The following is a 25163-nucleotide window of genomic DNA, read 5'->3' on the forward strand; positions in this document are numbered from 1 at the left end:
CCGCCCGACCCGCCCTGAGGAGCAGACCATGAGCCAGTCCTGGCAGCAGGTGCCGCCGCCCCAGCCCCCGGGCCAGGGCGCTCCGCTCCCCACGCCACCGGTGCAGTACCCGGAGCGCCAGTCCCTGCAGACGCAGGCGATCGTGCAGATCGTCATCGGGGCGATGTGCGGGGCGATGATCCCGTCGATCCTCGGCATCATCGCGCTCGTGAAGCTCGACGAGCCCACCACGGCGCGCGCCCTCGTGAAGTGGGGTTGGATCTCGATGATCATCATCGCCGCGCTGATCGTCCTCGTCTTCCTGGTGACCCTCGTGGTGCCCCTGGTCATCACCCTGATCACCGTCGGCGCGGCGTCGACGAGCTGAGGGAAGACATGGCGACCCCCGACTTCGTCCTCGCGCTGCGCGAGCACATCGGCCACGACCTGCTGTGGATGTCCGGCGTCACCGCGATCGTGCTCGACGCCGAGCGGCGGCGCACCCTCGTGGTGCGCCGCGCCGACACCGGCGATTGGACCCCGGTCACGGGCATCATCGATCCCGGCGAGCAGCCCGCCCGCGCCGCCGTCCGCGAGGTCGCCGAGGAGGCCGCGCTCTCGGTGCGCCCGCTGCGGCTGATCGAGGTGCGCACGCTGCCGGAGACCACCTACGCCAACGGCGACCGCGCGCAGTACCTCGACCTCTGCTTCGTCCTCGAGCACGTCGACGGAGAGCCGCGGCCCGCGGACGGCGAGAACACCGAGGCGCGCTGGGCGGACGTCGACGACCTCCCGCCGATGCCCGGCCGGTTCCGCGACCAGATCGCGCTCGCCCTCGAGGACCGACCCGAGGCGGTGTTCCGGGCATGAGCGCCGCCGCCCGCGCCACTGCCCGCGCCGCGCGTCCCGGCGACGTGCTCGCCCTCGCGCTCACCCAGCACCCCGGGGACGAGGCCCACGTGCGCATGCTCCTGGACCAGCGCACGCTCGCGGATCGCGTGCCCGATGCCGCCGAGCACCTGGCGGTCTTCGGGGACGGCGTCCTGGTCGAGGTCCGGGTCGGCGAGCGCCTCGCGCTGCCGGGCGTCTGGGTCGAGCGCAGCGTGCTCGACCTGCGGCCGACGGGGGAGCGCGAGCCGGTGCGCGAGGAGGACCTGCGGCTGCCCGCGGCCGTGGTCGGCGGCACCGGGCAGACCTCCCTGGCCTGGGGCGAGACCCGCTGGCCGCTGCCTCTGGACGCGACCGTCGCGATCCCGTCCTCGTGCAGGCCCGGGCCCCACTCCCTCCCGGAGCTGCGGCGGCTCGCCCTGCATGCGGCCGGCCGCCGCGCCGAGATCGCGCTGACCCTCTGGCAGGACCCCGGCTTCGACGTGCCCTGGCGCGACGTGCGACTCGTCCCGCACGCCTCCTGGTGGTTCGAGATCGCGCAGATCCCGCCGGGGACCCGCTACGCCGACGCCGCCGCCCGCCAGGGCGTCGAGGCCACGCGGCTGCTCGTCGCCGCTCGCGACTGACCCTCCGGACACGCCAGCGCCCGGCCTCCGCGGCCTGCGGCGCCGCGCCTGTAGGCTGGCTCACAGCCACGCGCACCCCGCGGGAGGACCACGCGCCCCGCGGCTGCCGCCCCTCGATGTGGAGGAGCCTTCCCCATGGTCACCCCGGGACCCACCCGCCCCGACAGACGCACCTTCCTCAGGATCACCGCCGGCGCCGCCGTCGTCCTGCCGCTCGCCGCCTGCTCCTCGGACGCGGGAGCCGACACCGTGCGGATCGCCTACCAGCAGTTCGGCTCGGGCACGAACCTCAAGGACTGGCTGAGCGCGAGCGCGAAGACGTTCACCGCCGCCCGTCCGGGCCTCAGCGTCGAGCTGGTGCCGATCGTCGCCGCGGAGAACGACTACTTCACCAAGAACGAGCTGCTCATGTCCTCGCCGCGGACCTCGGCCGACGTCGTCTACGAGGACTCCTTCATCATGCTCTCCGACGTCGGCGCCGGATACCTGCGGCCGCTCGACGCGCACATCAGGACCTGGGACCACTGGGGCGACGTCGTGAAGGCCTCCCGCGAAGCCTTCACCGCAGAGGACGGACACGTCTACGGCGCCCCGCAGACCACCGACACCCGCGCCCTCTTCTACCAACGAGACGTCTTCGAGGAGGCCGGGCTGCCCAGCACCTGGGAGCCGACCTCCTGGGACGACATCCTCGAGGCCGCCCGCGCGATCAAGGACTCCGATTCCGAGGCCGCCCCGCTGTTCATCTTCAGCGGGAAGGCGCAGGGCGAGAAGGCCTCGATGCAGGGCTTCGAGATGCTGCTCTACGGCACCACCTCCCGTCTCTACGACGAGGACACGCGGAAGTGGGTCCTGGGCTCGCAGGGCTTCGTCGACGCCCTCGCACTGCTGCGCACCATGTTCGAGGAGGAGCTGACCCTCCCGGTCTCCCAGCACCTGGACCCGAACATCAGCGAGAGCATCTACTCCACGATGATCCCCGAGGGGAAGCTCGGCATCCTGCTGGACGGCTCGTGGATCACCCGGAACTGGGCCGAGGGGTCGCCCGGGGAGTGGCCGGAGTGGACCGAGAAGGTCGGCCTGGCGAAGATGCCCACGAAGGACGGTCAGGACCCGGGCACCCTCACCCTCGCGGGCGGCTGGGGGCTCACCATCCCCCAGCACTGCCGGGACGAGGACGCCGCCTGGGCGTTCATCGAGGCGGCGACCTCGACGGAGAACGCGCTGGCCTTCGCGATCGCGGACAACCACATCACCGTGCGCAAGGACGTCGCGGCGAAGAAGGAGTACCAGGAGTACGCGCCCAGCGTCGAGTTCTTCACGGATCTCCTCGCGACCGCCTACTACCGGCCGGCCCTCCCGGCCTACCCCGAGGTCTCGGCGGCGATCCAGGAGGCCATGGAGGCGGTCATGTCCGACGCCGCGGATCCGAAGAAGGCCGCGGCCGACTACGACGCCGCGGTCACGGACATCGTCGGCGCCGAGAACGTGCAGGAGGAGTCCCGATGAGCACTCTCGCCCCCGAGCGCCCCGCGACCGGGCCCGTGCGGCCCCGCCGTCGGCGCCCCGCCGGCATCGGCGACCGCCTCACCCTGCGGCGCGCCGCGCCCATGATCCCCGCCGCCGTGCTCCTGGTGCTGTTCATGGCCGGCCCCATCATCTACTCGCTCTACCTCGCCTTCACCGACAAGGCGATCCGCGGGGACGGCGCCTCGAAGACCTCCTTCGTGGGCGTCTCGAACTTCACCGACGCCCTCACCGACGGCGACTTCTGGAACTCGGTCGTGCTCACGATCCTGTTCACCCTGATCTCCGCCGTGATCGGGCAGAACCTCCTGGGGCTGCTGCTCGCGGTGCTCATGGAGAGGGCGAACCGGGTGATCAGCTTCGCGATCACCTCGATCGTGATCGCCGCCTGGATCCTGCCCGAGGTGGTCGCCGGCTACCTGCTCTACACCTTCTTCGCCGGGGCGGCAGCCTCGACGGCATCCTCGGCCTGGTGGGCATCCCGCCGCAGACGCTGCTGTTCAGCGCCCCGATCGTGGCGGTGAGCTTCGCGAACGTCTGGCGCGGCACGGCCTTCTCGATGCTCGTGTACTCGGCGGCGCTCGGTGCGATCCCCGGCGACGTCCAGGAGTCCGCCGCGATGGACGGGGCCGGGCCGATGCGCCGCTTCACCTCGATCACCCTGCCGCTGCTGCGCCCGGCGCTCGCCACGAACCTCATGCTCATCACCCTGCAGACCCTCTCCGTCTTCGGGCTGATCTTCATCATGACCGGCGGCGGTCCCGACCGGAAGAGCCAGACCCTGCCGCTGTACATGTACGAGCAGGCCTTCTCCTACGGCCAGCTCGGCTACGGCACCGCGGTCGCCCTGCTCCTGCTGCTGATCGGGGCCGCCGCCTCCCTCGTCTACCTCCGCCTGCTCCCCGAGGAGGAGAAGCGATGACCTCCACCGCAGCGGCCGACGCCGCCTCCGCACCCGCCTCCCCGTCCGCCGCATCCGTCCCCGGCCCGACGACCGCGCGCACCCGCCGCGGCCACAAGGGCGGCAAGGGGCCGCGCGAGCGCACCGCCGAGCTCGCCTCGAGCCTCGCGATGATCGTCATCGGCGTGGCGTTCCTGATCCCGCTGCTGTGGGTCGTGCTGGCCTCGTTCAACGAGAGCGCCACGCTCTCGGTCAGCTGGCCCGAGAAGTGGAGCCTGGGCAACTTCCGGGCGATCTGGAACACCGAGACCACGTTCCGGCCGCTGGTGAACTCGCTGCTGCTGTGCGGCGGGGCGACGATCGTGACCATGGTCGCCGCGGTCCTCTGCGCCTACCCGTTCTCGCGGTACCGCTTCGCGGCCAAGCGCCCGCTGCTGCTGACCGTCATCTTCGCGACCGGCCTGCCGATCACCGCGATCATGATCCCCGTCTACTCGCTGTTCGTGCAGGTCAACCTCATCGACTCGATGTTCGGCGCGATCCTCTTCCTGGGCGCCTCGTCCCTGCCGTACGCCATCTTCCTCACCAAGGGGTTCATGGACTCGGTGCCCGTGGAGATCGAGGAGTCGGCATGGACGGAGGGAGCGGGCGTGCTGCGCACCCTGTGGTCCGTGGTGCTGCCGCTCATGCGCTCGGGACTCTCGGTGGCGACGATCTTCACCTTCGTGGGCATGTGGGGCAACTTCTTCGTCCCCTTCATGCTGCTGCTGAGCCCCGATCACCTGCCGGCGGCGGTCACCCTGTACACGTTCTCCTCGCAGTACGGGCAGGTGGCCTACGGCCAGCTCGCGGCCTTCTCGATCTTCTACTCCCTGCCCGTGGTCGCCCTGTACCTGATCATGGGCCGCAGCCTGGGCACGGGCTTCGCGGCCGCCGGCGGCGTCAAGGGGTGATCGGCCGACGGGCCGCGCGCCGGGACGCGGGCAGCAGCGCCCGCGGCCTGCGGTGCCCGTTCAGCCACCGCCCGATCCAGGTGCTGCGCACCATGAGGTCGTAGGCGAGCACGAGGATCCCGGTGGTGAGGAGCAGGTTCAGCGCGACCTTCACGAGCGGGGGCAGCGGCAGCTCCGCCATCGCCAGGCCCAGAGCCACGACGATCGGCAGGTGCAGCAGGTAGATCCAGTAGGAGGCGTCGGCGAGATAGCGGATCGCGAAGACCTCGCGGTCCATCACGCGCCCGGCGAGCCCGAGCAGTCCGCGCACCCACGCCCATCCCGCCAGCGGAACCAGCACGAGGGTGCGGACCGAGGAGTCGGAGGTCCCCGATCCATCCACCAGGATCAGGGCCGAGAGCAGGGCGGCGAGGGCGAGGCACAGGGGCCAGCCCCGCGCCATCCGCTCGAGGGATCCGGTCTCTGCCTGGAGGAACCAGCCGACGAGGAACGCACCGCCGTAGGCGAGCGACGCCCCCGGCACCGGGATCAGCGTGGTCGGCTCCTGGATGCCGCCGATGATCGTCCCCTGGACGATGAGGCCCGCCGCGTAGGGGAGCGCTGCCAGCAGCAGTCCCGCAGGGCTCGAGAGCACGCGGCCGATCCTGCGGGCGGCGCGGCCCGCGCGCTCGGCCCCCAAGACCCTCACCAGCAGCGCCCGGACCAGCACGACCACGAGGATGATCTCGAGCAGCAGGAGCAGGAACCACAGCTGGCCCGGCGTAAGCAGATCGAGCAGCCCCGGCGCACCTCCGTCGGCCCCGCCCTGGGCTCCACCGCCGTCGGCCCCGCCCTGCACGGCGCCGGGCAGCGGGCGACCCAGCAGGGCACTGCCCCCGACGATCACCACGGGAAGCGAGAGCACCGCGAGGGGCCAGAAGGCGAGCAGCGGAGCCCCGATGCGCACCAGGCGGTCGCGCACGTACGCCCCCGTGCCGCGGCGCATGAGCACCATGCGGCCGAAGTATCCCGCCAGCATCATGAACAGGATCATCCGGAACAGGTGGATCACCACCATCACGGGCAGCGCCCACCACGCGGTCCGGGCGTCCTGGAAGAGCCAGGCCGCTCCGGGCACGAACCCGAGCACGGTGTGCAGCACGACCCCCAGCAGCAGGGCGCCGGCACGGAGGGCGTCCAGGTGGTGCAGTCGCGCGGAGGGAGTCTGCCGCGTGGTGGCGGTGGAGGTCGCGGTCGCTGTGGCTTTGGCTTTTGCGGACGTCGGAGACCTGGGCGGATGTGCGGAGGAGGCCATGACCACGACGCTAGGCAGGCCCGACGTCCGATGGATCCCCTCACCGGCGTCCGCGCCCTCCGCCGATCGGGGGATGCCACGACGGTGGCGCCGGGTGCGGCCGCGGGGGAGACTGGGGCGCATGCCTGTGGCGACTCCGCGTCCGACGCCGGTCGCGCGCCCGACGGGGCTCGCGGCCCCGCTGCCGATCCCCGTTCGCGGGACCGGCAGCGAGGCGGCGACGCCGACCGGTCCGCTCGGGCGGCTGCTGATCGTCTGGCTGCCGCCCCTGCTCGCCGCGGTCTCCTGGCTCGTGGGCCTGCTCGCCTCCGACGCCCTCGGGTTCCGGCACCTGATCCTCTGGGCCCTCGCCCCCACGCTCGCCACGCTGCTGCTGCGCGTGGAGCTCAACCGCAGGGCGCGCACGCGCGGAGCGGGGGAGTCCCGGCTCGTCATCCTCTTCGCCGTCCATCAGGCTCTTCTCGTGCTCGCGGTCGTCCTGAATCCCCTCGCGTGCATCTACGCCTTCGTGGGCTATCTCGATGCGCCCCGCTTCCTCGCGAGCCGGGCGATCCCGGTCTCGGTCGGGGTGACGGCGCTGATCTGCGCCTTCGGTCAGACGGGCGGAGTCTCCGGCGTGGCCGCCGCCCCTGCGCTGTTCGTGATGCTCGTGCTGGTCAACGTCCTGCTGAGCCTGGGCATGATGCACCTGGACAAGGAGCGCGAGAGGGAGGTCGTCGCGCGCGAGGCGGCCGCCCGCGAGCTGACGGTGGCGTATCGCGAGAACTCGGCGCTGCACGAGGAGCTCGTGCGCCGCGCGCGCGATCGCGGCGTGACCGAGGAGCGCACGCGCCTGGCGCGGGAGATCCACGACACGGTGGCCCAGGGCCTGGTCGGCGTGATCCGCCAGCTCGAGGCCGTGCCGCAGGACGACCTGGACGAGTCCGCGCGCCGGCGGATACGGACCGCGGAGGAGGCGGCGCGGGAGAGCCTCGTGGACGCGCGCCGTGCGGTGGAGGCGCTGGCCCCGCAGCAGCTCGAGGGGGAGGACCCCCTCGAGAGCCTCGCGGAGCTCGTCGCCCGCTGGTCGCGGACCCACCGGATCGTGGCGACCTTCGACGCCGACGCGGCGCCGAGCCTCCTCCCGCATCCCCATGCGGTGGTGCGCGTGACGCAGGAGGCGCTGTCGAACGCCGCCCGCCACGCCCGGGCCGGCGCGATCGAGATCGTGCTCGTGGGAGAGCCCGACGTGCTCGTGCTGCGGATCCGCGACGACGGCCGCGGCTTCGACCCGGCGCGGGCCGCCGCGCAGGGATGCGGGCACGGCATCCCGGGCATGCGCTCGCGGATCCGTGAGATCGGCGGGACCCTCGATGTGGACTCGGCGCCGGGCGCGGGCACCCTGCTGACCGCGAGGATCCCGCGGTGAGCCCCGTGGAGAGCCCCACGTGGGGACCCGCGGGGAGCGGTACGGTGAGGGTGCTCGTGGTCGACGACCATCCGGTGGTCCGCGACGGACTGGTGGCGATGCTCGGCGCCGACCCCGGGATCGACGTGATCGGCGCCGCGCAGGACGGCGCCGAGGCGCTCGCGACGATCGCCCGCGATCACCCGGACGTCGTGCTCATGGACCTGCGCATGCCGGGGATGGGCGGCGTCGAGGCCATCCGCGAGCAGCGCCGGCGCGGGGGAGAGCAGCCGCGACTGCTCGTCCTCACCACCTACGACACGGACCGCGAGATCCTCGGGGCGCTCGAGGCGGGGGCCGACGGCTACCTGCTCAAGGACGCGCGCGGGGAGGACCTCGCGCGGGCGGTCCACGACCTGGCCGCCGGACGTCCCGTGCTGGTCCCCGCGGCGCTCGCGGCCCTCACCGCGCAGCGCGGGACGCGCCCCGCGCTCAGCGTCCGCGAGAGCGAGGTGCTGCGGCTCGTTGCCGAGGGCTGCACGAACCGGGCCGTCGCTCGGCGCCTGCGCATCGGCGAGGCCACGGTCAAGACCCACCTCGCGCACGTCTACGAGAAGCTCGACGTCGGCGACAGGGCCTCGGCCGTGCGGACGGCGTGGGAGCAGGAACTCGTCTAGGTCCGACGAGCCCCCGCTCCCGGCATCGTCCCGGTGCGACCGCCTCAGCGCGAGGCGACGAGGACGCCGCCCACGAGGGAGGCCTCCGCGGCGGCCGCGCTCCCCGAGCCGCCTGACGACGTGGTCGAGGAGCTGTTCTGCGTCCCGCTCGCACCGCCGGCATCGGAGGCGCCGGCGTCGGACGACCCGCCGTCGGACGCACCACCGGGAGGCATGCCGCCCTGACCGCCGCCGTCGGAGGGAGGCGCGCCCCCGCCGTCGGACGGCGGCGTGCCGCCCTGTCCGCCGCGCGCGCCGAAGGCATCGGTGGACTGCCCGGGCTCGGTGCTCGGGTCGATCGCGACGGGCAGTGTCACCGTGAACCCGCTGTCGGTGTCGCCGTCGACGTCGGCGAGCTGCAGCTCCCCGCCGTCGTCCCCGAAGACGTTGTCGGAGTCGAGGGTGACCTGCGCGAGGTTCTCGGCCGAGCCGTCGTACTCGTCGAGCGCGTAGACGGTCTCGCAGACGTCCTGGGGGAGGGCGACCTGCGAGGTGGCCAGCAGGTTGTCGGTGCTGGTGATGGAGTCCGCATCGGGATAGACCTCGAAGTGGATGTGCGGCCAGCGGCCGGTGTAGCAGGCGGGGAAGATGCTCGTGAAGGTCACCTGCCCCTTCTCGTCGGCCACCTGGACGCCCCGCAGGTAGTTCTCCTCCTCGAGGCCCTCGGAGTACGGCGAGTACTCCCCGGCCGCGTCGCAGTGCCACACGTAGACGGCGACGCCCTCGTAGGGCTCGTTGTCCTTCTCGAGGTTCGTGAGGGTGAGCGTGAGCGTCATCGGGACGCCATCGGCCTTCGCGCTCGCGTCGCCGAAGCTCGAGGTGATGTCCGAGCGGACGATCCCGGACTCGGTGAGCACGTTCGCGCCGTTGGTGCCGTCGGCCGGGTAGGGGCCGTTGGTCTCCTCGGGGATCTCGCCGTCGCTCGTGCCCGAGCCGCCCCCGTCGGAGGCGGACGACGACGAGGCGGCGTCGTCGGAGGCGCCGGACGTGTAGGCCGCGAGGCCCACGGCCGCAGCCCCGAGCCCGAGGCCAGCGAGGGTCCGGCGGCGTGAGAGCAGCGTGCCGAGGTCGAAGCCCAGGCCCTGGTCGGCCAGCGGCTCCTCGGGGTGGGAGAGGTCGCGTCCCTGGTAGCTCACGCGGCCGTCGTCGGCCACCTCCACACGGGAGTCCTCGGCGTGCGAGGGATGGCGGCGGGGCTCGTCTGGCTGCGGGGTGTGCATGGTCATCGCAGGTCCTTCGGTCGTTCTTCTGGGGCGAGAACGATCCTGCGGGGCGACCCCGTGCCGGAGGCAGGTCCCGCCTGTGCCGGGGCTGTGCGCCGGCGGAGGGGCGCCGGCGCAGGGGCGTCAGCGGAAGATGACCGTGCGCATCCCGTCGAGCAGCACCCGGGACTGCGCGAACCAGGTGACCGCCCGGCGCAGCGCGAGGCACTCCTGGTCCTGGCCGATCTGCCGCAGCTGCGCGACCGAGTGCGAGTGCTCCACGCGGGTCACGTTCTGCTCGATGATCGGGCCCTCGTCGAGGTCCGAGGTGACGAAGTGGGCGGTCGAGCCGATCAGCTTCACGCCGCGCTCGTGCGCCTGGCGATAGGGGTTCGCGCCCTTGAAGCCGGGCAGGAACGAATGGTGGATGTTGATGCAGCGACCGGCGAGGGCCTCGCAGAGCTCGGGGGAGAGGATCTGCATGTACCGGGCGAGGACCACGAGCTCGATGTCGTGCGCGTCGACCGCCTCGAGCACGGCGCTCTCGAAGGCCTCCTTCTGCTCGGGCCCCGCGACGGGCAGGGAGCGGAAGGGGACGCCGTGGAACTCCACGAGCTCCCGCAGGGTGTCATGGTTCGCCATCACCAGCGGGACCTCGATCGGCAGGTGCCCGGAGCGCTGGTGGAACAGCAGGTCGCTCACGCAGTGGGCGGCCTTCGAGGCGAGGATCAGGGTGCGGCGGGGCCTGCCCGCGACGTCGAGCGAGGCCTCGAGGTCGAAGCGCTCGATCACCGGGGCGAGTGCGCCCTCGAGCGCGTCGCGCCCCGTGTCCGAGGCGATCTGCAGGCGCATGAAGAAGCGCCCCGTGTCGGGGGAGGCGAACTGCTGGGATTCGGTGATGTTCCCGCGGGCGGCGACGACGGCGCCGCTGACCGCGTGCACGATCCCGGGCCGGTCCTCGCAGGCGAGGGTGAGCACCCAGGTGGTCGGCGAGGTGGTCGGCTCCTCGGGGCTCTCGGAGCGGGGCGCAGGGCCGACGGGCGCGACGGGCGCGACGGGCTTCTCGGCGGAGGTCTCGGGCATGGGAGAAGTCTAGGGAAGAGCGGGGCGGACCCGGGGCGTCGGACCGCGGGATGGGCCGGTCGAGGGGCTGGACTTCTCCTGGGAGGCGGGGGACGATCTCGGTATCCGTGCACCGCGCTCCCGCGCGGTCGGGGGAGGGAGGTCAGTGATGATGGACGCGACCCCCACCGTCGTGGTGGGTGTGATCCCTGGACAGCACTCCCGGGTCGTCGCCGAGGCGGCGACCTTCGCCGAGCGCTTCGGTGCCGAGCTCGTGTGCGCGAGCGTCGACGCCTCGAGCTACACCCTGGAGAGACGGCCCGACGGCACTGTCACCGCACTGCCCGTCGACCCGGACGCCTTCGAGGAGATCGTCGAGGTCTTCGACCCGGCCCTGCACGAGGCGATCTCCGAGACGCTGGCCGACCGCGGCGTGCACTGGTCCACGGTCGCCCTCGCGGGCCCGCCGGCGCAGGAGCTCATGCGGCTCGCCGATCAGCTGGACGCGGCGATGATCGTGGTGGGCACCCGGGAGTCGGGCCTGCGCGCCTCGCTGCGCGAGTTCCTCAGCGGCTCCGTCGCCGTGCACCTCGCGCACCACCAGGAGCGGCCCGTGGTCGTGGTGCCGCTCGCCTCCCACGGCGAGGGCCTCACCCTGCCCTGGGAGGACGAGAGCTGATCAGGGCGCGCCTCGGATCTCAGCGCGGGGCGTCGGTGATCTGGAGCGTCGGCCGACGGCGATGCACGGTGAGGTGGCGCAGTCCCTCGGGCCCCGCGGTGAAGGCACGGCGCGAGCGGCGGGGGAGCAGCACCAGCTCACCCGGCGCGACCTCGACCCGACCGCGCTCCGTGGTGATCGTGCCGCTGCCGGCGAGGACCACGACCAGCACGTCGTGATCGGGCCCGACGTGCTCGCCGATGCCGCCTCCCGCGGGGAGGATCACGAGGTTCGAGTCGAGGTCGCGCGGATGCACGCCGATCGACCAGGCGGCCCCGCCGGCCGACCCCTCGGGCAGCTCGACCTCGGCGGTGTCGACGAGCACGCGGGGGAGCGCGGTCGAGGCGAGCCGCGAGATCCGCACGCGCCAGTCGCCGTCCTCCGCTCCCTCGTACTCCCACCCGAAGCTGCCCGGCTGGTCCCGCTCGAAGTCGTCCCGCAGGTGCAGGGGATCGTGGTCGTTGACGAGCACGAACGACTCGCCGACCCCGAGCTCCTCGAAGCGCGCGAAGATCCGACCGTGCCGCTGGGGCTTCGGCACGTCCCGCACGTCGAGGACCTCGGACCGTGAGGACCGTGCGGGCTGTGCGGGCTGCGGGGCGCGCGGGGGCTGTGGATCGGCCGACGGAGAGGGCACGGCGGGACTCCTTCGCTGAGGTGGGGCGCCGGGGAGGCGGTACGACCGCACCCTACGCGCGGCGCAGTAGTCTCGAGACGACGAAGGTCCCGGCGGCGAGGGAGGCGCGATGAGCGAGGACGACCCTGTGCGCATCGAGGGCGGCGAGCCCGCCTGCTGGCTCCAGCGCGTGTGCCCGGACTGCGGCGCGCTCACCGAGCAGCCCGGCACGACATGCTGGCGCTGCGGGCGCCGCCTCGAGGACTCCGAGGACGAGTCCGGGGCGTGACCCGCGGTCCCTCGACGCCCCAGCGTGCCCACGCGGTCTTCCGCGCGACCGGGATCGACCCGGGCGTCAGATGCCGCTGCGGAACCGCTCGAAGGCAGCTGCCGAGCGAGCGAACGCCAGGCGGTCGGACGCGGTGAGATCGTGGAACGGCTCGAAGGCGACCGTCGTGCGCCCCTCGGCATCGATTCCTCGCCATGTTTCGATCACCCTGCCGCGGGCGAGCATCATGGGGTGGAAGATGCCGTTCCGGCCGCTGGTGACGCGGCCGGCGAACTCGTCCGGCAGCACGGCGGAGCGGTCCCCGTATCCGAGCAGGTACTCGTCGTACCCGGGCAGCGCGTGCGTGGTCCTCGGCAGACGCAGTCGACCCACGCCGCGGTCCCCCGCCTCGTCCATCGCCCGTGCGGTGGCCCAGTGGGTCGCACCCCTGTGCTGGAGCTCGATGAGATCTGTGCCGGCCAGTCGGATGGCCCTGCGTGCCTCGGAGAGCGGCATCCGCGCCCACTAGGCGAGGTCCCTGTCCGTGGCAGGACCGTGTCCGGCGAGGTACCGTCCGGCGAGCTCGCGGAGGGCATCGTCGCCGGCGAGCTCGGCGGCGTCGCCGATCCACTCCTCTGCGAGGACGAGCCCCTGCCCGGTGCCGCGTGCCGGCCCCCAGCAGACGATGCCGCTCTGCGCCAGCCACCGGATGATGTGGTATCCGCGCTCCCCGCCCGTCGCGATCCCCGCAGCCTCCAGCCCGCGGAGGTACTCGGCCCGGGGAAGCGCAGTGCGGTCGCCGAGAAGCGACTCGGTGACCGAGCGCGCGCGGCGCAGTGCCCGGGCGTCGAGATCGAGCCGGCGCAGCCGCGGGGCGGCCGCAGCGATCTCCCGTGGAGCGGTGATGCCGAGCAACCAGTGCAGATCTCGTGCGGCGAGGAAGTGGAGAGTGCCGCGAAGCGACGAGGCGCGGATGAGCTCTCCGCGCTCGAGCGCGCGGTCCACGTCGTGAAGGGTCGATCCGCGAGCGCGGATGCCGAGCGCCCATGCGCCCTGCGCGAGGTCCTGAGCCTGCACGGCCAGCATCCTGGTGGCGACCTCGCCGATCGAGAGGCCCGCGCCGTGTGCCACGAGACCGTGACTGCGCAGCCGAAGGGCGCGGAGCTGTGCGGTCGTGATGGCGATGCTCATCGCACCACCGTTTCGACGACGGCGCGGCAGCGCCCTGCGAGAACGTGGAGGTGCCCGATGATCTCGGGCGGATCACTCACCGTGCGATCGAGGCCCGGCATCCTGAGCCGCACGGCGAACGGTTCGCATCCCTGCGCGCCCTGGTGCCGGTGTCGACGTGTGCTCATCGATGACCTCCACCACGCCGACGTTCGGCTCGGTTCGAGACATTACCTCTTCGACCGGTGCGTGCTCACGAACTGCGCGCAGAGCACGCCGTCGCCGCGCGGGGGTGCACGGTCGCGCAGCGCGGTCTCGTGACACGGCCCTGTGCCACGGCAGAGCGAGAGGCCCGCCCCGGCGCTGGCCGGGTGCGGGCCTCTCGGTCCATCTATGCAGTTCACCGTTGTTTCCGGCGACCGATTCTCTCGGTCGGGCTGACAGGATTTGAACCTGCGACCCCTTGACCCCCAGTCAAGTGCGCTACCAAGCTGCGCCACAGCCCGGAACCTCCGCGGCGGGAGGACCGGGATAGATGCTACCCCGGAAGATGCGTCGAGAGCGAATCCGCGAGCGCGTGACCTGCGGCACCCCGGTCGACGCCCCGCCGTTGCGCGCGTCGCGGGCGTGCATGCGATAGTGAGGCCAGCCCCGTCGGCAGGAGGTCCGAGGATGGATCAGCAGCACAGCGAGAGCCCCTCGGCGCCGCGCGAGGAGATCCCCGGCGCGCCCGTGCCCGATCTGTTCGAGCAGAGTCCCGGCCTCGACCTGCCCGAGCTGCCGTGGCGCGTCGCGCAGAGCGCGAGCGCCCTCGCCCAGCTCTCCCATCACGTGCTCGCGATCGGGCCGCGCGCCGCCCGCCTGCTCGCCCGACTGCGGGGGACGCTCGCCGAGGAGGGCGTCGCGGCTCTGCCTGTCGGCCCCGCCCACTCGTGGACCCGTGAGCGCCTGGGGTCCCTGGGTCTGGAGGTCCTCGACCATGATCCGTCCGACGTCGGCGCGACGCTGCCGTTCCCGCCCGAGCGCTTCGACCTGGTCCTCGTGGTCGATGCCCCCTACGACCCGCGCGAGGTCCATCGCGTCCTCGCGCCCGAGGGGCTGCTCCTCGCCCAGCAGCGGGGCCCCGGCGATCTCGCCGAGCTGGGCTCCGAGGGCACCGACGGCTCCGACGATTCGGGCGGCGCCGCGGACTCTCTCGCCGATCACCTGCGCCGGGTCACCGAGGTGGGGCTCGAGACCGAGCACTCGGACACCTTCCACGGCGAGGGGCGGATCGAGACGCCCGAGGGTCTGCGCGCCCTGTGCGAGGGGGAGGGTCTCCTGGTCCCGCCGACCTGCACGGCCGACGCTCTGCCGCTGCGGATCACGCTCTCCCGGTACCTGGTCCAGGCGCGTCGCCCGAGCCGGCCCGCTCCGGCGCGCACCGACTTCGGCGAGATGCTCGACGACCCTCTCGATGTCCCGCGCGTCTGACGCGGCTCCGCGTCTGACCACGACCGATGGCGCCTGTGCCCGCGATGCCCGTTTTCGCGGACCGGCCGCGCAACCCGCCTCGGTCAAGTGTTCGTCAAATCTCCACAGCATTGTCCTTGCACCTCCCGGGAGCGCTGATCCACATGGGAGGATGGTGCGACCTAGGGAAGGGGAGCTTCAGTGACCGAGAACGCCGACGGCACCTACGACAGCCTCGACAAGACCTCGACGCTGCATGCCATCCCCACGCAGGATGCGCTCGAGGAGCCGGAGCACGGCCTCAACCAGCAGGACCGTGCGGCGATCGAGAACCTGCCCGACGGCAGCGCCCTGCTGATCGTCCGCAAGGGCCCGAACCTCGGTGCGCGCTTCCTCCTGGATGCGGAGAAGACGGTCGCCGGCCGCCATCCCAACAGCGAGATCTTCCTGGACGACGTCACCGTCTCCCGCAAGCACGCCGCCTTCCTGCAGCAGGGCGCGGACTTCGTGATCCGCGACCTCGGCTCGCTCAACGGCACCTACGTCGGCATGGAGCGCGTGGACGAGGCCGTCCTGCGCAACGGCCAGGAGGTCCAGATCGGCAAGTACCGGCTGACCTTCCACCTCAAGCCCGGGAAGGACTGACCTCGTGGCGGCATCGGCCTCGCGCAGGCCGACCCCGTCCGGCAGTGCGCGCCTGAGCATCGGGCAGGTCCTGGACCTCCTGCACGAGGAGTTCCCCGATCTCAGCCACTCCAAGCTCCACTACCTCGAGGCGGAGGAGCTGATCTCCCCCGAGCGCACCGCGAGCGGCTACCGCAAGTACTCGCGGGCCGATGTGGACCGTCTGCTGTTCGTCCTGCGCGCCCAGCGCGACCGCTTCTGGCCGCTCAAGGTCATCAAGGAGCACCTGCTCGAGCACGGCGTCGACGGCGACGGCGACGTCACGTCGATCGCCTCGCGCCCGGGGCCCACCTCCCAGATCCAGCCCGTCCGCCTCGACCGGCGCGGGCTCCTGCGCGAGACGCAGGTCGACGAGGAGCTCCTCGAGGAGCTCGAGAGCTACGGGATGCTCGAGGAGGGCCTCGTCTTCTACGGGGCCTCGGAGCTCGAGATCGTGCGCGCGGCCCGTGTCCTCGCCGACGAGGGGCTGCACCCCCGTCACCTCGTGATGGTCCGCACGTCCGTCGAGCGGCAGGCGCACATGCTGCGCTCGGTCGCCCAGCCCCATTCGCGGCCGACGGACGCCGCCGCCCGCGGTCAGGCCCAGAGCCTCGCCGAGGAGCTCGGCGAATCCCTGAACTCCCTGCACAACGCCCTGCTCAGGAAGCAGATCCACCGCGGCGGGTGAGCCCCGTCGGCCTCCGGCCCCTCCCGGCGACGCGGATCCGCCGCCGGCCCCGGCCGTGTCCGGATCCTCCGCGCGCGCCCCGATTCGTCCGCGACACGCGCGGGACGGGGAGGACGCCCGCGCGAGGAGACGCTAGGCTGTCAGCGTGCTCTCACCCTTCCCCATAGGAGAGCCGCTACCGGAGGCGAATGTGAACAGCGATCAGAGCGCGGACCGCACGACGCAGTCGACAGTGCCCGCCGAGGACGCGCAGGGCGTGCTCTTCGACGAGCTCGTGGATGCGCCCGGCGAGTTCGGCTACCGCGGGCCCGCCGCCTGCAAGGCCGCCGGCATCACCTACCGCCAGCTCGACTACTGGGCTCGCACCGGCCTCGTCGAGCCCGGCGTGCGCGCCGCGAGCGGCTCGGGCAGCCAGCGTCTCTACGGCTTCCGCGACGTGCTCGTCCTCAAGGTCGTCAAGCGGCTCCTCGACACCGGCGTCTCCCTCCAGCAGATCCGTGTGGCGGTCAGCGCCCTGCGCGAGCGCGGCATCGACGATCTCGCCCAGATCACCCTCATGAGCGACGGCGCCTCGGTCTACGAGTGCACGTCCGCGCAGGATGTCTTCGACCTGGTCCAGGGCGGTCAGGGCGTCTTCGGCATCGCCGTGGGCCGCGTGTGGCGCGAGGTCGAGAGCGAGCTCTCCGTGCTGCCGAGCGTCGACCCGGCCGATGACGCCGAGATCGCCCTGCACGACGAGCTCGCCGCGCGCCGGCGGCGCCACGCGGGCTGAGCGGACCGCCAGCGGCACCACCGCAGCAGACCACGCACAGAAGAGGGCGGGCACCCGGGAAGGGTGCCCGCCCTCTCTGTCTGTGCGCGTCCGCGCGTGGAGCGGATCGGCGGAGCCGCGGGGAGGCGCCTCGCCTCTCCGCTGCCCTGGTCAGCTGTCCTGGCGGGAGTCCATCACGCGCTTGAGCAGGGCGTCGAAGTCCTCGGTGAGCCGCGCGCCGCTCGCGCCGTGGTACTCGTGCAGGGGGACCGCGCCGCCCTGAGCCTGCTGCAGGCCCACGCGCTCCTCGATCACGGGGTCGAGCACGAGATCGCCGAACAGGTCGCGCAGCTCCGCCAGGCGGTATTGGTGCTCGACGGAGCGCGGCCGATAGCGGTTCACGACGAGCCCCAGCGGCTGCAGGCGCGGCGCGAGATCGCCCTCGCGCATCTCCTGGGCGAGCTTGAGCGCGCGGTCGGCCGCGGTGACCGCGAAGAAGCCCGGCTCGCAGACCACGAGCGAGCGGTCCGAGGCGGACAGGGCCATCTGCGTGAGCCCGTTGAGTGAGGGCGGGCAGTCCACGATGACGAGGTCGTACCGGTGCGTGCGGCGGTCCAGCGCGTCGCGCAGACGCCGCACCTCCCGGCCCTTGGGGGCGGGGGAGTCCACGAGCACCGAGCGGTGGCTGCCGGGGATGATGTCCAGATGCGAGGAGGAGTCCTTGGACCACGGGGCCGGGATGATCGCGCGGTCCACGGTCTCGGTGCGCGGCGAGGACAGCACCTCGGCGACGTCGGTCGTGGTGCCCGGCTCGCCGAGCAGGCCCAGGGTCGCGTCCGCCTGCGGGTCCAGATCGATGACGAGCGCGTTCACCCCCTGATGGAGGGCCGCGGACGCGAGGCCCAGGGTCACGGACGTCTTGCCGACGCCACCCTTGAGGGAACAGACGCTCACAGTGAACACACGGCGAGTCTACCGATCCCGGGCCGCTCGGCCCGCACCGGCGCACCGACGATGTGCCTCGGGTTACCGTGAGTGGCCGCCCGCCGCATCACCCGTCGTCTCACCCGCACCAGGAGGGGCCCATGACAGCCGATCGCCAGGACCCCGCAGGCGAGCTCGTCCTCGAGGTCCTCGAGGGCTGCGGCCCCTTCGCCCGGCGCGAGGCGGAGCAGCTCGGCACCGTGGTCTCCGGGGGGCCGACGGAGCTACGGCTCGCGGTCCCGGATCTGCCGGCCGCCATCCCGCTCGCGCGCTCCTGGCGCCGGGTCGTGGCCGCCTCCGCGGTGCTCGCCCTGCCCGCGCGCCGACCGCGGGAGCTCCTGGAGACCTCCGCGCAGCAGCGCATCGGCGAGCTGATCGAGCAGGTGCGGCGCGCGAAGCCGCGCCAGCGCTTCGACGCGCTGCGCCTGCGCGCGGCCGGCGCCGACACCCCCGACATGCGCCGGCTGTCCGCGGAGATCGCGGAGCGCGCCGGGCTCCCCGTCGCGGACGACGGCGACCTCGTGATCCGGGTCCGCCGGGCCCCGGCGGCGGGGGAGTGGGAGCTTCTCGTGCGCCTCACCCCGCGACCGCTCTCGACCCGGTCCTGGCGCACGGGCGACTATCCCGGCGCCGTGAACGCGACGATCGCCGCGAGCTGCCTCGATCTCCTCGGCGTCGGCGCGCAGGACTCACTGCTGGACATGACCTGCGGCTCCGGCACCTTCCTCATCGAGCAGCTGCACGAGGTCGCGCCCCGTCGGGCCGTGGGCGTCGACCTCTCCGAGCAGGCGCTCGAGCTCGCGCGCGGTCATCAGCGGGCGGCGAGGCGCCGCGGCCGGATCGACTGGGTGCACGGGGACGTCCTCGGGACGCCGCTCGAGGGCGGCTTCACGCGCCTGGTGTCGAATCCGCCCTGGGGCACCCTGCACGGGGAGCACGAGAGCAATGAGCAGCTGCTCGGGGACCTCATGTCACGCGCCGCGGAGCTCGCGTCGCCCCGGGCGCGCCTCGCGATCCTCACCCATGAGATCCGGCGCATGCACGCGGCCCTCGAGGACCGCACGGACTGGCGCCTCGCGGACGAGCACCGCTTCTTCCAGAAGGGGCACCATCCCCGGCTGTTCCTGCTCGACCGGGGGTGAGCGGGCCGGGCGCGCACGGGCCCCGAGGGGCCCGTGGGCCGGGCTCAGAACCCGCGGTCGCCGCGACGCAGCACGAGCAGCGCCTCGGGGTCGCCCTCGATGCGCACGCGGGAGACGCGATCGCGGCCGAAGGCCCACAGGGTCAGCTCGGTCGGGCTGCCGTGCACGCGCACGGAGCCGATGGGATCCTTCGACGGCACGCGCACTCCGCCGAGCGGCGAGACGAGGGTGACGTCGACGTCGGTGCGCACGAGCGGGCGCGCCATGCGCTTCAGGTGGGTCCACAGCTCCTGGTCATGGGCCTCGGAGAGCGTGCGCGGCTCCCATCCCGGGCGTGCGCGCAGGAGGTCCTCGTGGTGGACGAGGTACTCGATGGTGTTGGCGAGCGAGTCGACGAAACGGAACGGGGAGAAGCGCGGCGGGCCGCTGCGCAGCATCTCGACGCGATCGGCCCAGGTGCGCTCCTGGAGCCGGCGCAGGGCGGCGTACGAGCGGTCTGCGATCGGGCCGACGGGCAGCTTCGGGCCGATCATGAGGTCCTGGCGCTGCTCGCGCAGGATCAGGTGCTCGAGGAGCGCGGACGCGTCCCACTCGTCGATCACGGTGGGGGCGTCGGGCCCGAAGGAGACGAGGTCGTCGGCCAGGGCCGCGCGCTCGTGGCGGGCCAGGGGCTCGGAGTGGGGGGACATGCCGCCATGATAGGCGCGGCGGATCGGCGGACGCCGGGTGCGCCCTGTGTGTCCGCCGACCGCGCGCGGGGTCCTCACTCCTGGTTGCTGAAGGCGGCGTCGAAGGCGGCGTCGGAGACCGGGTAGTCCAGGGACTTCAGGTGCTCGATGGCCTCGGCGGCGCCGTGCAGGCGGTCCATGCCCGCGTCCTCCCACTCGACGGAGAGCGGCCCGTCGTAGCCGACGGACCGCAGTGCCCGCAGGCACGCGTCGAAGGGCACGTCGCCGCGCCCGAAGGAGACGAAGTCCCAGCCGCGGCGCGGGTCGCCCCAGGGCAGGTGGGAGGACAGGCGCGTGTTGCGCCCGGTGATGCGCACGCGCACGTCCTTGCAGTGCGCGTGGTAGATCCGGTCGCCGAAATCGGTGATGAAGGAGACCGGGTCGATCTGCTGCCACATCATGTGCGAGGGATCCCAGTTCAGTCCGAAGGACTCCCGGTGGCCGATCGCCTCGAGGGTGCGCTCGGTGGTCCAGTAGTCGTAGGCGATCTCGGAGGGGTGGACCTCGAGGGCGAAGCGCACGCCGCACTCCTCGAAGACGTCGAGGATCGGGTTCCAGCGCTCGGCGAAGTCCTCGTAGCCCTTCTCGATGACGTCCGCGCCGACCGGCGGGAACATCGCCACGTACTTCCAGATGCTGGATCCGGTGAAGCCCGTCACCGTGCTCGCGCCGAGCGCTCTCGCGAGCCGCGCGGCGTCCTTCATGTCCTCGGCGGCGCGCTGACGCACGCCCTCGGGGTCGCCGTCGCCCCACACGCGCGAGGGCACGATCCCCTGGTGGCGGACATCGATCGGATCGTCGCAGACGGCCTGCCCCACGAGATGGTGGGAGATCGTCCAGACCTTCAGGCCGTAGCGGTCGAGGATCTCCTTGCGCTCGGCGATGTACTCCTCGTCGTCCCAGCGGGAGGCGTCGAGGTGCTCGCCGGAGATCGCGATCTCCAGGCCGTCGTAGCCCCAGCCGGAGGCGAGCCGCGCGACCTCCTCGAGCGTGAGGTCGACCCACTGGCCGGTGAACAGGGTGTGCGGCTGAGGCATGTCTGATGCTCCTTCGGATCGGACGGTGCGTTCTTCGGTGGATGGCGCGGCCGTGCTTCGGGCCGATGATGCTGCGCCGAGGTCGGCCGTCGGGGATTCGCCGGCGGGGATCAGCCGACGGGCGTGCTCGCCCCGTCGGCCGCGTCGGAGGCGATGACCGCGTCGAGCACGCGCTGCAGGGCCAGGCCCTCGGCGAAGTCGGGGGAGAAGGGCGCGCCGCCGGAGATCGCGCGCAGCAGGTCGTGCGCCTGGTTCGTGAAGGCGTTCTCCCATCCCAGCGCATGGCCCTGCGGCCACCAGCCCTCGAGGTAGGGGTGCTCGGGCTCGGTGACGAGGATGCGCGTGAAGCCCTGCTCGGCGACCGGGAGGGTACGGTCCAGGAACCAGAGCTCGTTGAGCGCCTCGAGGTCGAAGCGCAGCGCACCGTCGGTCCCGTAGAGCTCCACGACCAGCTCGTTCTTGCGGCCCGTCGCGAGGCGGCTGGCCTCGATCGAGGCGATCGCCCCGCCCTCGAGCTCGAGGGTCGCCCACGCCGCGTCGTCGACCGTCACCGGCTCGAGAGCGCCGTCCTTTCCGGGCCTCTCGGGGACCGCGGTGGTGAGGCGCCCGCGCACCGAGGTCGCGCGCATCCCGGTGAGGAACTGGATCTGGTCGATCGCGTGGGAGCCGATGTCCCCGAGGGCACCCGACCCGGCGGTCTCGCGGCGCAGCCGCCAGCTCATCGGGGCGCTCTCGTCGACCAGCCAGTCCTGCAGGTAGCTCGCGCGGGCCTGCAGGATCCTGCCCAGGCGCCCGTCCTCGACGAGACGGCGGGCCTGGGCGAGAGCCGGCACCCGGCGGTAGGTGTGGCCGAGCGCCGCGACCTGGCCGCGCTGCCGGGCGGCGTCGGCAGCGGAGACCATCTGCTCGGCCTCGCCGGTGTCGTTCGCGATGGGCTTCTCGCAGAGGACGTGCTTGCCGGCCTCGAGCGCGGCGATCGCGATCTCCGCGTGCAGGAAGCCCGGGGTGCAGATGTCGACGATGTCGACGTCGTCCCGCGAGATCGCGCGCCGCCAGTCGGTCTCGTACCCCTCCCAGTCCAGGCGGCGCGCCGCCTCGGAGACCTTCCGCTCGTCGCGCCCCACGATCACCCGGCGGGCGACCGGGGGACCGTCGAAGGCGGCGCCCAGTGTGCGCCAGGCCTGCGAGTGGGCGCGCCCCATGAACTCGTAGCCGATCAGGGCGATGCCGAGCGGGCGCTCCCCGCCCGCTCGAGGATCCTGGTCAGGGGTGGTCATGCGTGCTCTCCTCCGCTGGTGCTCGCTGATGGTCGCTGGTGCCCGTCCGTGCGCTGCCGTGCGCCGCCCGGCTCGGCTCAGAGCGTCGCGGCGCTGGGGTCGAAGTCGGCGGGAAGCGGCTCGGGGACGACGGTCGTGGAGGCGACGGCGACGGGCTGCGCCGTGGCCACGGCCTCGTCGATCGAGACCATCACGTCCAGCACGTGCGCGGCGAGCTCGCCGGTGAGGCGGTGGGGGACGCCCGCGCGGATCGCGCGCGCCATCTCGAGGGTGCCGAGCCCTCGCCCGGTGGCCGGGCCGCTCTCGGGCCGCGGCTTCCAGGTGTCGCCGCCCGCGCCCGCCTCCTCGCGCAGCGAGAGCATGCTCGCGCCCTCGAAGACGTTCGGGTCGGGTGCGGCGATCGTCCCGAGCGAGCCCGTGAGGTCGAGCTCGGCCGGGTAGGCGGCGCCGGAGTCGAAGGTGAGCATGACGGTCGCGGTGGTGCCGTTCTCGAAGGAGAGCAGAGCGCTGACCTGGGTGGGGACCTCGACAGGGAAGTCCTGGCCGGCCTTCGGGCCCGAGCCGATGGTGCGCGCCGGGACGGCCTGCGTGCCGACGGCCGTCACCGACGCGACGGGGCCCTGGGCGAGCACGAGCGAGGTGAGGTAGTAGGGGCCGATGTCGAACAGCGGGCCCGCGCCGAGCGCGAAGAGGAAGGCGGGGTTCGGGTGCCAGGACTCGGGGCCGGGCACGCGGAACAGGGCGAGGCCGAAGCGGGGCTCGCCGATCGCGCCGTCGGCGATCTGCCGCAGGGTCGACTGGATCCCGGCGCCGAGCACCGTGTCCGGGGCGCCGCCCACACGCAGCCCCTTCTCCTTCGCGCTCGCGAGCAGTGCGGCGGCGCTCTCCCTGTCCGTGGTCAGGGGCTTCTCGCTCCACACGTGCTTGCCGGCGGCGAGGATCTGCTCGGAGACCTCGAAGTGGGCGGCGGGGATCGTCAGGTTGACGACGATCTCGATCTCCGGATCGTCCAGGACGACGTCGGGCCCGCCGAAGGCGGGGACGCCGAACTCCTCGGCGCGCTGCGCGGCGGCCTCGGGGACGATGTCCCCGATCGCCCGCACGTCCAGGTCGGGGAAGGATCCCAGGTGCTCGAGGTACTGGGCGGAGATGGTGCCCGCTCCGATGATCCCGACTCCGACGCGTCCGGTTCCGCTCATGCTCGTTCTCTCCTCGGTTCTGCCGGCCGGTCGGCCGTGCTGATGGGTGGTGGGTGCTGCGGGTCCTGCGGGCAGGGTCAGGGCCGCTCGTCGAGATGCGCGAGCGAGGCGGCGATGCCCTCGAAGATGTCGCCCGCATAGTCGTCGAACTCGATGACGCCCAGGTGCCCGGCCTCCTGCGAGGCGGCGATGATGGCGTCGACGTCGATCTCGCCGCGGCCCAGCGGCTGCTGGGCGTCCTTGCGCCCGTCGCGCGGGCCGTCCTTGAGGTGGACGGCGCGCACGCGGTCGCCGAGCGCGGCGAGCAGCGCGACGGGATCCGATCCGCCGACGGCCGCCCAGTACGTGTCGACCTCGAGCACGACGTCCGCTCCGAGCGCCTCGTCGAGGACCTCGAGGCCCGTGCGGCCCGCGAAGACGGGCTCGGCCTCGAAGCCGTGGTTGTGATAGCCGACGGCCACGCCCTCGGCGCGCCCGACCTCGGCCGCGGCGTCGAGCAGCTCGGCCGTGCGCCGGATGTCGGCCTCCTGCGTCCACAGCGCGGGATCGCGGTGCGGCTGGATGACGGTGCCGATGCCGAGCTCGGCGGCGGTCGCGAGCAGCGCCCGCTGGTCCTCGGCGCCGAGGACGTCCGCGTGCGTCGTCGGCGCGCTGAGGCCGAGTGCGCCGAGGTGCTCCCGCAGCATGTCCGCGTGCTCGGCGAGGCCGAAGGGCTCGACGCGGGTCAGGCCCAGGTCGCGAAGACGCGCGAGGGTCCCGGCCGGATCGGCGGCGAGGGTCTCGCGCACGCTGTAGAGCTGGACGGAGATCTGCACGGGGGCTCCTTCGACGCGGTGCGGTGACGCGGCAGCAACCGGTTTCCTGTGCGCCGCGTCACCAGCCTACGAGGTCGAGGGTCATGCCACAACGACCGCCCGCGACGCGGTCCTCAGGCCTCGGGCGCGTCGTGCCCGGGGTCGCTGTCCCCGGGGCCCTCGCCGGTGGCGCCGTCGCCGTCGTCGTCGAGTCCCTGCAGGAACTTCTCGACCTCGGCCGCGATCTCCTCAGCGTCGGGGACGTCGGTGTCGTCGAGCGCGCCCGAGATCCCCATGCGGTCCACGTTCTCCTCGAGGGAGGAGACCATCTCCTGGAGCTGCGGGGACGCCTCGACCTGCTGGGCGATCGATTCGCGCACGGTCTCGGCCATCGGCTCGAGGGCGCCGGCCGGCAGCAGCGGCCCGCCCTCCTCGCCGACGGCGCGCAGCAGGGAGATCGCGGCATCGGGGTACTCGAGCTCGTGCAGGTACTGGGGGACCTGCACGGCGATCCCGACCACCGTGTGACCCGCCTCGTGCAGACGCATCGTCAGCAGTGCCGTGAACGGAGCGCGCAGCCGGAAGGTCGCGGGCACGGGGTGCGGGCGGGAGATGTCGGCGCGATCGCCGGCGAAGCGGCTGACCTGCAGGGCGCGCGTATGGGGCACGGGCGCGGGGAAGCTCTGGGCGACCAGCGTGCGCTCGACGCCGAGCTGCTCGACGACGATCCGCAGGGACGAGGCGACCCGCTCCCACTGGAACGACGGCTCGGGCCCGGTGAGCAGGAAGAACGTCTCGCCGCTGGGGTCCGTGACCTCGTGCAGCAGGATCTCCGGCTTGTCGTACTCGGCGAACTCGTCGCGCTCGAGCGTGATCGAGGGGCGGCGCCCCGTGTAGTCGTGGACCTGGTCCATGTCGAGACGGCCCACGACCCTGTTCTCCAGGGTGTTCAGCAGGTGGTCGTCCACGAGCCGCTGGGCATGGCCGGCGTCGCCGAACGCACCCAGGGTGACCACGAGCGTGCGGCCGCGCAGCGCGCGCGAGTCGACATGGCGTTCGTAGCTGAACAGTGCTGTCGGGTCCATGGTGCGCCTCCTGGTCCTGCCGCTCGGTCGATGCCGGCGCGGTCGATGCGGATGTC

Annotated in this window: 25 protein-coding genes, 1 tRNA gene and 2 pseudogenes; 15 read left to right on the plus strand and 13 right to left on the minus strand. The window is 72.7% G+C overall.

What is annotated here, in order from left to right; all coding sequences use genetic code 11:
• The 6 genes and pseudogenes from MHY49_RS10815 to MHY49_RS10840 form a co-directional block, all read left to right on the plus strand.
• Nucleotides 1–367, plus strand: a 367-nt coding sequence (locus MHY49_RS10815; protein WP_239203983.1) for a hypothetical protein, incomplete at its 5' end; no start/stop codon positions are given.
• Between the two features lie 8 nt (nt 368–375).
• Nucleotides 376–849 (plus strand): NUDIX domain-containing protein, encoded by a 474-nt coding sequence (locus MHY49_RS10820; RefSeq protein WP_239203984.1) that lies wholly within the window; start codon nt 376–378, stop codon nt 847–849.
• On the plus strand, nt 846–1493 hold the full coding sequence (locus MHY49_RS10825) for a hypothetical protein (RefSeq protein WP_239203985.1): 648 nt from the start codon (nt 846–848) through the stop codon (nt 1491–1493). Before MHY49_RS10820 ends, MHY49_RS10825 begins: the two co-directional genes overlap by 4 nt.
• 135 nt (nt 1494–1628) lie before the next feature.
• On the plus strand, nt 1629–3002 hold the full coding sequence (locus MHY49_RS10830) for an extracellular solute-binding protein (protein WP_239203986.1): 1374 nt from the start codon (nt 1629–1631) through the stop codon (nt 3000–3002).
• A pseudogene (locus tag MHY49_RS10835) lies at nt 2999–3942 on the plus strand (carbohydrate ABC transporter permease). The gene MHY49_RS10830 and the pseudogene MHY49_RS10835 overlap by 4 nt, the downstream one beginning before the upstream one ends.
• A complete protein-coding gene (locus tag MHY49_RS10840; protein WP_239203987.1) occupies nt 3939–4874 on the plus strand; it encodes a carbohydrate ABC transporter permease in 936 nt (311 codons plus the stop codon). The pseudogene MHY49_RS10835 and the gene MHY49_RS10840 overlap by 4 nt, the downstream one beginning before the upstream one ends.
• Here the strand turns inward: MHY49_RS10840 and MHY49_RS10845 are convergent.
• Nucleotides 4864–6168 carry an acyltransferase family protein gene (locus MHY49_RS10845; protein ID WP_239203988.1) on the minus strand — a complete coding sequence of 435 codons (1305 nt, stop codon included), beginning with the start codon at nt 6166–6168 and terminating at the stop codon, nt 4864–4866. The genes MHY49_RS10840 and MHY49_RS10845 overlap by 11 nt on opposite strands.
• Nucleotides 6169–6289: 121 nt before the next feature.
• On the opposite strand from MHY49_RS10845, the gene MHY49_RS10850 reads away from it, so the two are divergent.
• Both MHY49_RS10850 and MHY49_RS10855 read left to right on the plus strand, forming a co-directional pair.
• Complete coding sequence (locus MHY49_RS10850) at nt 6290–7576, plus strand: sensor histidine kinase (RefSeq protein WP_239203989.1); 1287 nt, start codon at nt 6290–6292, stop codon at nt 7574–7576.
• Complete coding sequence (locus MHY49_RS10855; protein WP_239203990.1) at nt 7573–8232, plus strand: response regulator transcription factor; 660 nt, start codon at nt 7573–7575, stop codon at nt 8230–8232. Before MHY49_RS10850 ends, MHY49_RS10855 begins: the two co-directional genes overlap by 4 nt.
• Before the next feature lie 44 nt (nt 8233–8276).
• Here MHY49_RS10855 and MHY49_RS10860 read toward each other — a convergent pair whose 3' ends face one another.
• Together MHY49_RS10860 and purU are read right to left on the minus strand one after the other, a co-directional pair.
• A complete protein-coding gene (locus MHY49_RS10860) occupies nt 8277–9497 on the minus strand; it encodes a 3,4-dioxygenase subunit beta (protein ID WP_370646112.1) in 1221 nt (406 codons plus the stop codon).
• A 120-nt stretch (nt 9498–9617) separates the two neighbouring features.
• Nucleotides 9618–10556: a formyltetrahydrofolate deformylase gene (gene purU / locus MHY49_RS10865; RefSeq protein WP_239203991.1), complete on the minus strand. Its 939-nt coding sequence runs from the start codon at nt 10554–10556 to the stop codon at nt 9618–9620.
• A 148-nt stretch (nt 10557–10704) separates the two neighbouring features.
• Between purU and MHY49_RS10870 the strand changes: the two genes are divergently transcribed.
• On the plus strand, nt 10705–11214 hold the full coding sequence (locus tag MHY49_RS10870; protein WP_239203993.1) for a universal stress protein: 510 nt from the start codon (nt 10705–10707) through the stop codon (nt 11212–11214).
• Between the two features lie 19 nt (nt 11215–11233).
• On the opposite strand, the gene MHY49_RS10875 is transcribed toward MHY49_RS10870, so the two are convergent.
• On the minus strand, nt 11234–11890 hold the full coding sequence (locus tag MHY49_RS10875) for a DUF2249 domain-containing protein (RefSeq protein ID WP_239203995.1): 657 nt from the start codon (nt 11888–11890) through the stop codon (nt 11234–11236).
• Between the two features lie 109 nt (nt 11891–11999).
• Here MHY49_RS10875 and MHY49_RS10880 point away from each other — a divergent pair, with 109 nt between their 5' ends.
• Nucleotides 12000–12158, plus strand: a complete 159-nt coding sequence (locus MHY49_RS10880; RefSeq protein WP_239203997.1) for a hypothetical protein — start codon at nt 12000–12002, stop codon at nt 12156–12158.
• Between the two features lie 66 nt (nt 12159–12224).
• Here the strand turns inward: MHY49_RS10880 and MHY49_RS10885 are convergent.
• Nucleotides 12225–13328, minus strand: a pseudogene (locus MHY49_RS10885) (winged helix DNA-binding domain-containing protein).
• Nucleotides 13329–13739: 411 nt separating this feature from the next.
• Nucleotides 13740–13813 (minus strand) — tRNA-Pro (locus MHY49_RS10890).
• 166 nt (nt 13814–13979) lie between these two features.
• Between MHY49_RS10890 and MHY49_RS10895 the strand changes: the two genes are divergently transcribed.
• The 4 genes from MHY49_RS10895 (at nt 13980) to MHY49_RS10910 (ending at nt 16882) form a co-directional block, all read left to right on the plus strand.
• Nucleotides 13980–14780, plus strand: a complete 801-nt coding sequence (locus MHY49_RS10895; protein WP_239203999.1) for a class I SAM-dependent methyltransferase — start codon at nt 13980–13982, stop codon at nt 14778–14780.
• Between the two features lie 180 nt (nt 14781–14960).
• Nucleotides 14961–15404 carry an FHA domain-containing protein gene (locus MHY49_RS10900; RefSeq protein WP_200500655.1) on the plus strand — a complete coding sequence of 148 codons (444 nt, stop codon included), beginning with the start codon at nt 14961–14963 and terminating at the stop codon, nt 15402–15404.
• A 4-nt stretch (nt 15405–15408) separates the two neighbouring features.
• On the plus strand, nt 15409–16110 hold the full coding sequence (locus MHY49_RS10905) for a MerR family transcriptional regulator (protein ID WP_200500656.1): 702 nt from the start codon (nt 15409–15411) through the stop codon (nt 16108–16110).
• Nucleotides 16111–16300: 190 nt separating this feature from the next.
• Nucleotides 16301–16882 (plus strand): MerR family transcriptional regulator, encoded by a 582-nt coding sequence (locus MHY49_RS10910; protein ID WP_323188839.1) that lies wholly within the window; start codon nt 16301–16303, stop codon nt 16880–16882.
• Nucleotides 16883–17032: 150 nt separating this feature from the next.
• Here the strand turns inward: MHY49_RS10910 and MHY49_RS10915 are convergent, their stop codons facing one another.
• Entirely contained in the window at nt 17033–17824 is a 792-nt protein-coding gene (locus tag MHY49_RS10915) for a ParA family protein (protein ID WP_200500658.1), read from the minus strand.
• Between the two features lie 122 nt (nt 17825–17946).
• Between MHY49_RS10915 and MHY49_RS10920 the strand changes: the two genes are divergently transcribed.
• Nucleotides 17947–18987 (plus strand): methyltransferase, encoded by a 1041-nt coding sequence (locus MHY49_RS10920; protein WP_239204001.1) that lies wholly within the window; start codon nt 17947–17949, stop codon nt 18985–18987.
• 44 nt (nt 18988–19031) lie between these two features.
• On the opposite strand, the gene MHY49_RS10925 is transcribed toward MHY49_RS10920, so the two are convergent.
• From MHY49_RS10925 to MHY49_RS10950, 6 genes are all read right to left on the minus strand, one after another.
• On the minus strand, nt 19032–19676 hold the full coding sequence (locus MHY49_RS10925; protein ID WP_239204003.1) for a TIGR03085 family metal-binding protein: 645 nt from the start codon (nt 19674–19676) through the stop codon (nt 19032–19034).
• A gap of 74 nt (nt 19677–19750) precedes the next feature.
• Nucleotides 19751–20752, minus strand: a complete 1002-nt coding sequence (locus MHY49_RS10930; protein ID WP_239204005.1) for a sugar phosphate isomerase/epimerase — start codon at nt 20750–20752, stop codon at nt 19751–19753.
• Nucleotides 20753–20862: 110 nt separating this feature from the next.
• The gene (locus MHY49_RS10935) at nt 20863–22029 is read right to left on the minus strand and encodes a Gfo/Idh/MocA family protein (protein ID WP_239204007.1); all 1167 of its coding nucleotides are present in this window, start codon (nt 22027–22029) and stop codon (nt 20863–20865) included.
• Between the two features lie 77 nt (nt 22030–22106).
• Entirely contained in the window at nt 22107–23228 is a 1122-nt protein-coding gene (locus MHY49_RS10940; protein ID WP_239204009.1) for a Gfo/Idh/MocA family protein, read from the minus strand.
• A 77-nt stretch (nt 23229–23305) separates the two neighbouring features.
• Nucleotides 23306–24043, minus strand: a complete 738-nt coding sequence (locus MHY49_RS10945; protein WP_239204011.1) for a sugar phosphate isomerase/epimerase — start codon at nt 24041–24043, stop codon at nt 23306–23308.
• A 113-nt stretch (nt 24044–24156) separates the two neighbouring features.
• On the minus strand, nt 24157–25107 hold the full coding sequence (locus MHY49_RS10950) for a PAC2 family protein (RefSeq protein WP_239204013.1): 951 nt from the start codon (nt 25105–25107) through the stop codon (nt 24157–24159).
• Nucleotides 25108–25163: the final 56 nt, after the last annotated feature.

Origin of the sequence: Brachybacterium sp. ACRRE (genome assembly GCF_022346485.1) — a bacterium.
In the GTDB taxonomy this organism is placed as follows: Bacteria; Actinomycetota; Actinomycetes; order Actinomycetales; family Dermabacteraceae; genus Brachybacterium; species Brachybacterium halotolerans.

Excerpts from the sequence above, each read along its gene's own strand:
- MHY49_RS10820 (WP_239203984.1), top strand. The coding sequence starts at position 376 with ATGGCGACCCCCGACTTCGTCCTCGCGCTGCGCGAGCACATCGGCCAC.
- MHY49_RS10825 (WP_239203985.1), top strand. The coding sequence starts at position 846 with ATGAGCGCCGCCGCCCGCGCCACTGCCCGCGCCGCGCGTCCCGGCGAC.
- MHY49_RS10830 (WP_239203986.1), top strand. The coding sequence starts at position 1,629 with ATGGTCACCCCGGGACCCACCCGCCCCGACAGACGCACCTTCCTCAGG.
- MHY49_RS10840 (WP_239203987.1), top strand. The coding sequence starts at position 3,939 with ATGACCTCCACCGCAGCGGCCGACGCCGCCTCCGCACCCGCCTCCCCG.
- MHY49_RS10845 (WP_239203988.1), bottom strand. The coding sequence starts at position 6,168 with ATGGCCTCCTCCGCACATCCGCCCAGGTCTCCGACGTCCGCAAAAGCC.
- MHY49_RS10850 (WP_239203989.1), top strand. The coding sequence starts at position 6,290 with ATGCCTGTGGCGACTCCGCGTCCGACGCCGGTCGCGCGCCCGACGGGG.
- MHY49_RS10860 (WP_370646112.1), bottom strand. The coding sequence starts at position 9,497 with ATGACCATGCACACCCCGCAGCCAGACGAGCCCCGCCGCCATCCCTCG.
- purU (WP_239203991.1), bottom strand. The coding sequence starts at position 10,556 with ATGCCCGAGACCTCCGCCGAGAAGCCCGTCGCGCCCGTCGCGCCCGTC.
- MHY49_RS10870 (WP_239203993.1), top strand. The coding sequence starts at position 10,705 with ATGATGGACGCGACCCCCACCGTCGTGGTGGGTGTGATCCCTGGACAG.
- MHY49_RS10880 (WP_239203997.1), top strand. The coding sequence starts at position 12,000 with ATGAGCGAGGACGACCCTGTGCGCATCGAGGGCGGCGAGCCCGCCTGC.
- MHY49_RS10895 (WP_239203999.1), top strand. The coding sequence starts at position 13,980 with ATGGATCAGCAGCACAGCGAGAGCCCCTCGGCGCCGCGCGAGGAGATC.
- MHY49_RS10920 (WP_239204001.1), top strand. The coding sequence starts at position 17,947 with ATGACAGCCGATCGCCAGGACCCCGCAGGCGAGCTCGTCCTCGAGGTC.
- MHY49_RS10925 (WP_239204003.1), bottom strand. The coding sequence starts at position 19,676 with ATGTCCCCCCACTCCGAGCCCCTGGCCCGCCACGAGCGCGCGGCCCTG.
- MHY49_RS10930 (WP_239204005.1), bottom strand. The coding sequence starts at position 20,752 with ATGCCTCAGCCGCACACCCTGTTCACCGGCCAGTGGGTCGACCTCACG.
- MHY49_RS10935 (WP_239204007.1), bottom strand. The coding sequence starts at position 22,029 with ATGACCACCCCTGACCAGGATCCTCGAGCGGGCGGGGAGCGCCCGCTC.
- MHY49_RS10940 (WP_239204009.1), bottom strand. The coding sequence starts at position 23,228 with ATGAGCGGAACCGGACGCGTCGGAGTCGGGATCATCGGAGCGGGCACC.
- MHY49_RS10950 (WP_239204013.1), bottom strand. The coding sequence starts at position 25,107 with ATGGACCCGACAGCACTGTTCAGCTACGAACGCCATGTCGACTCGCGC.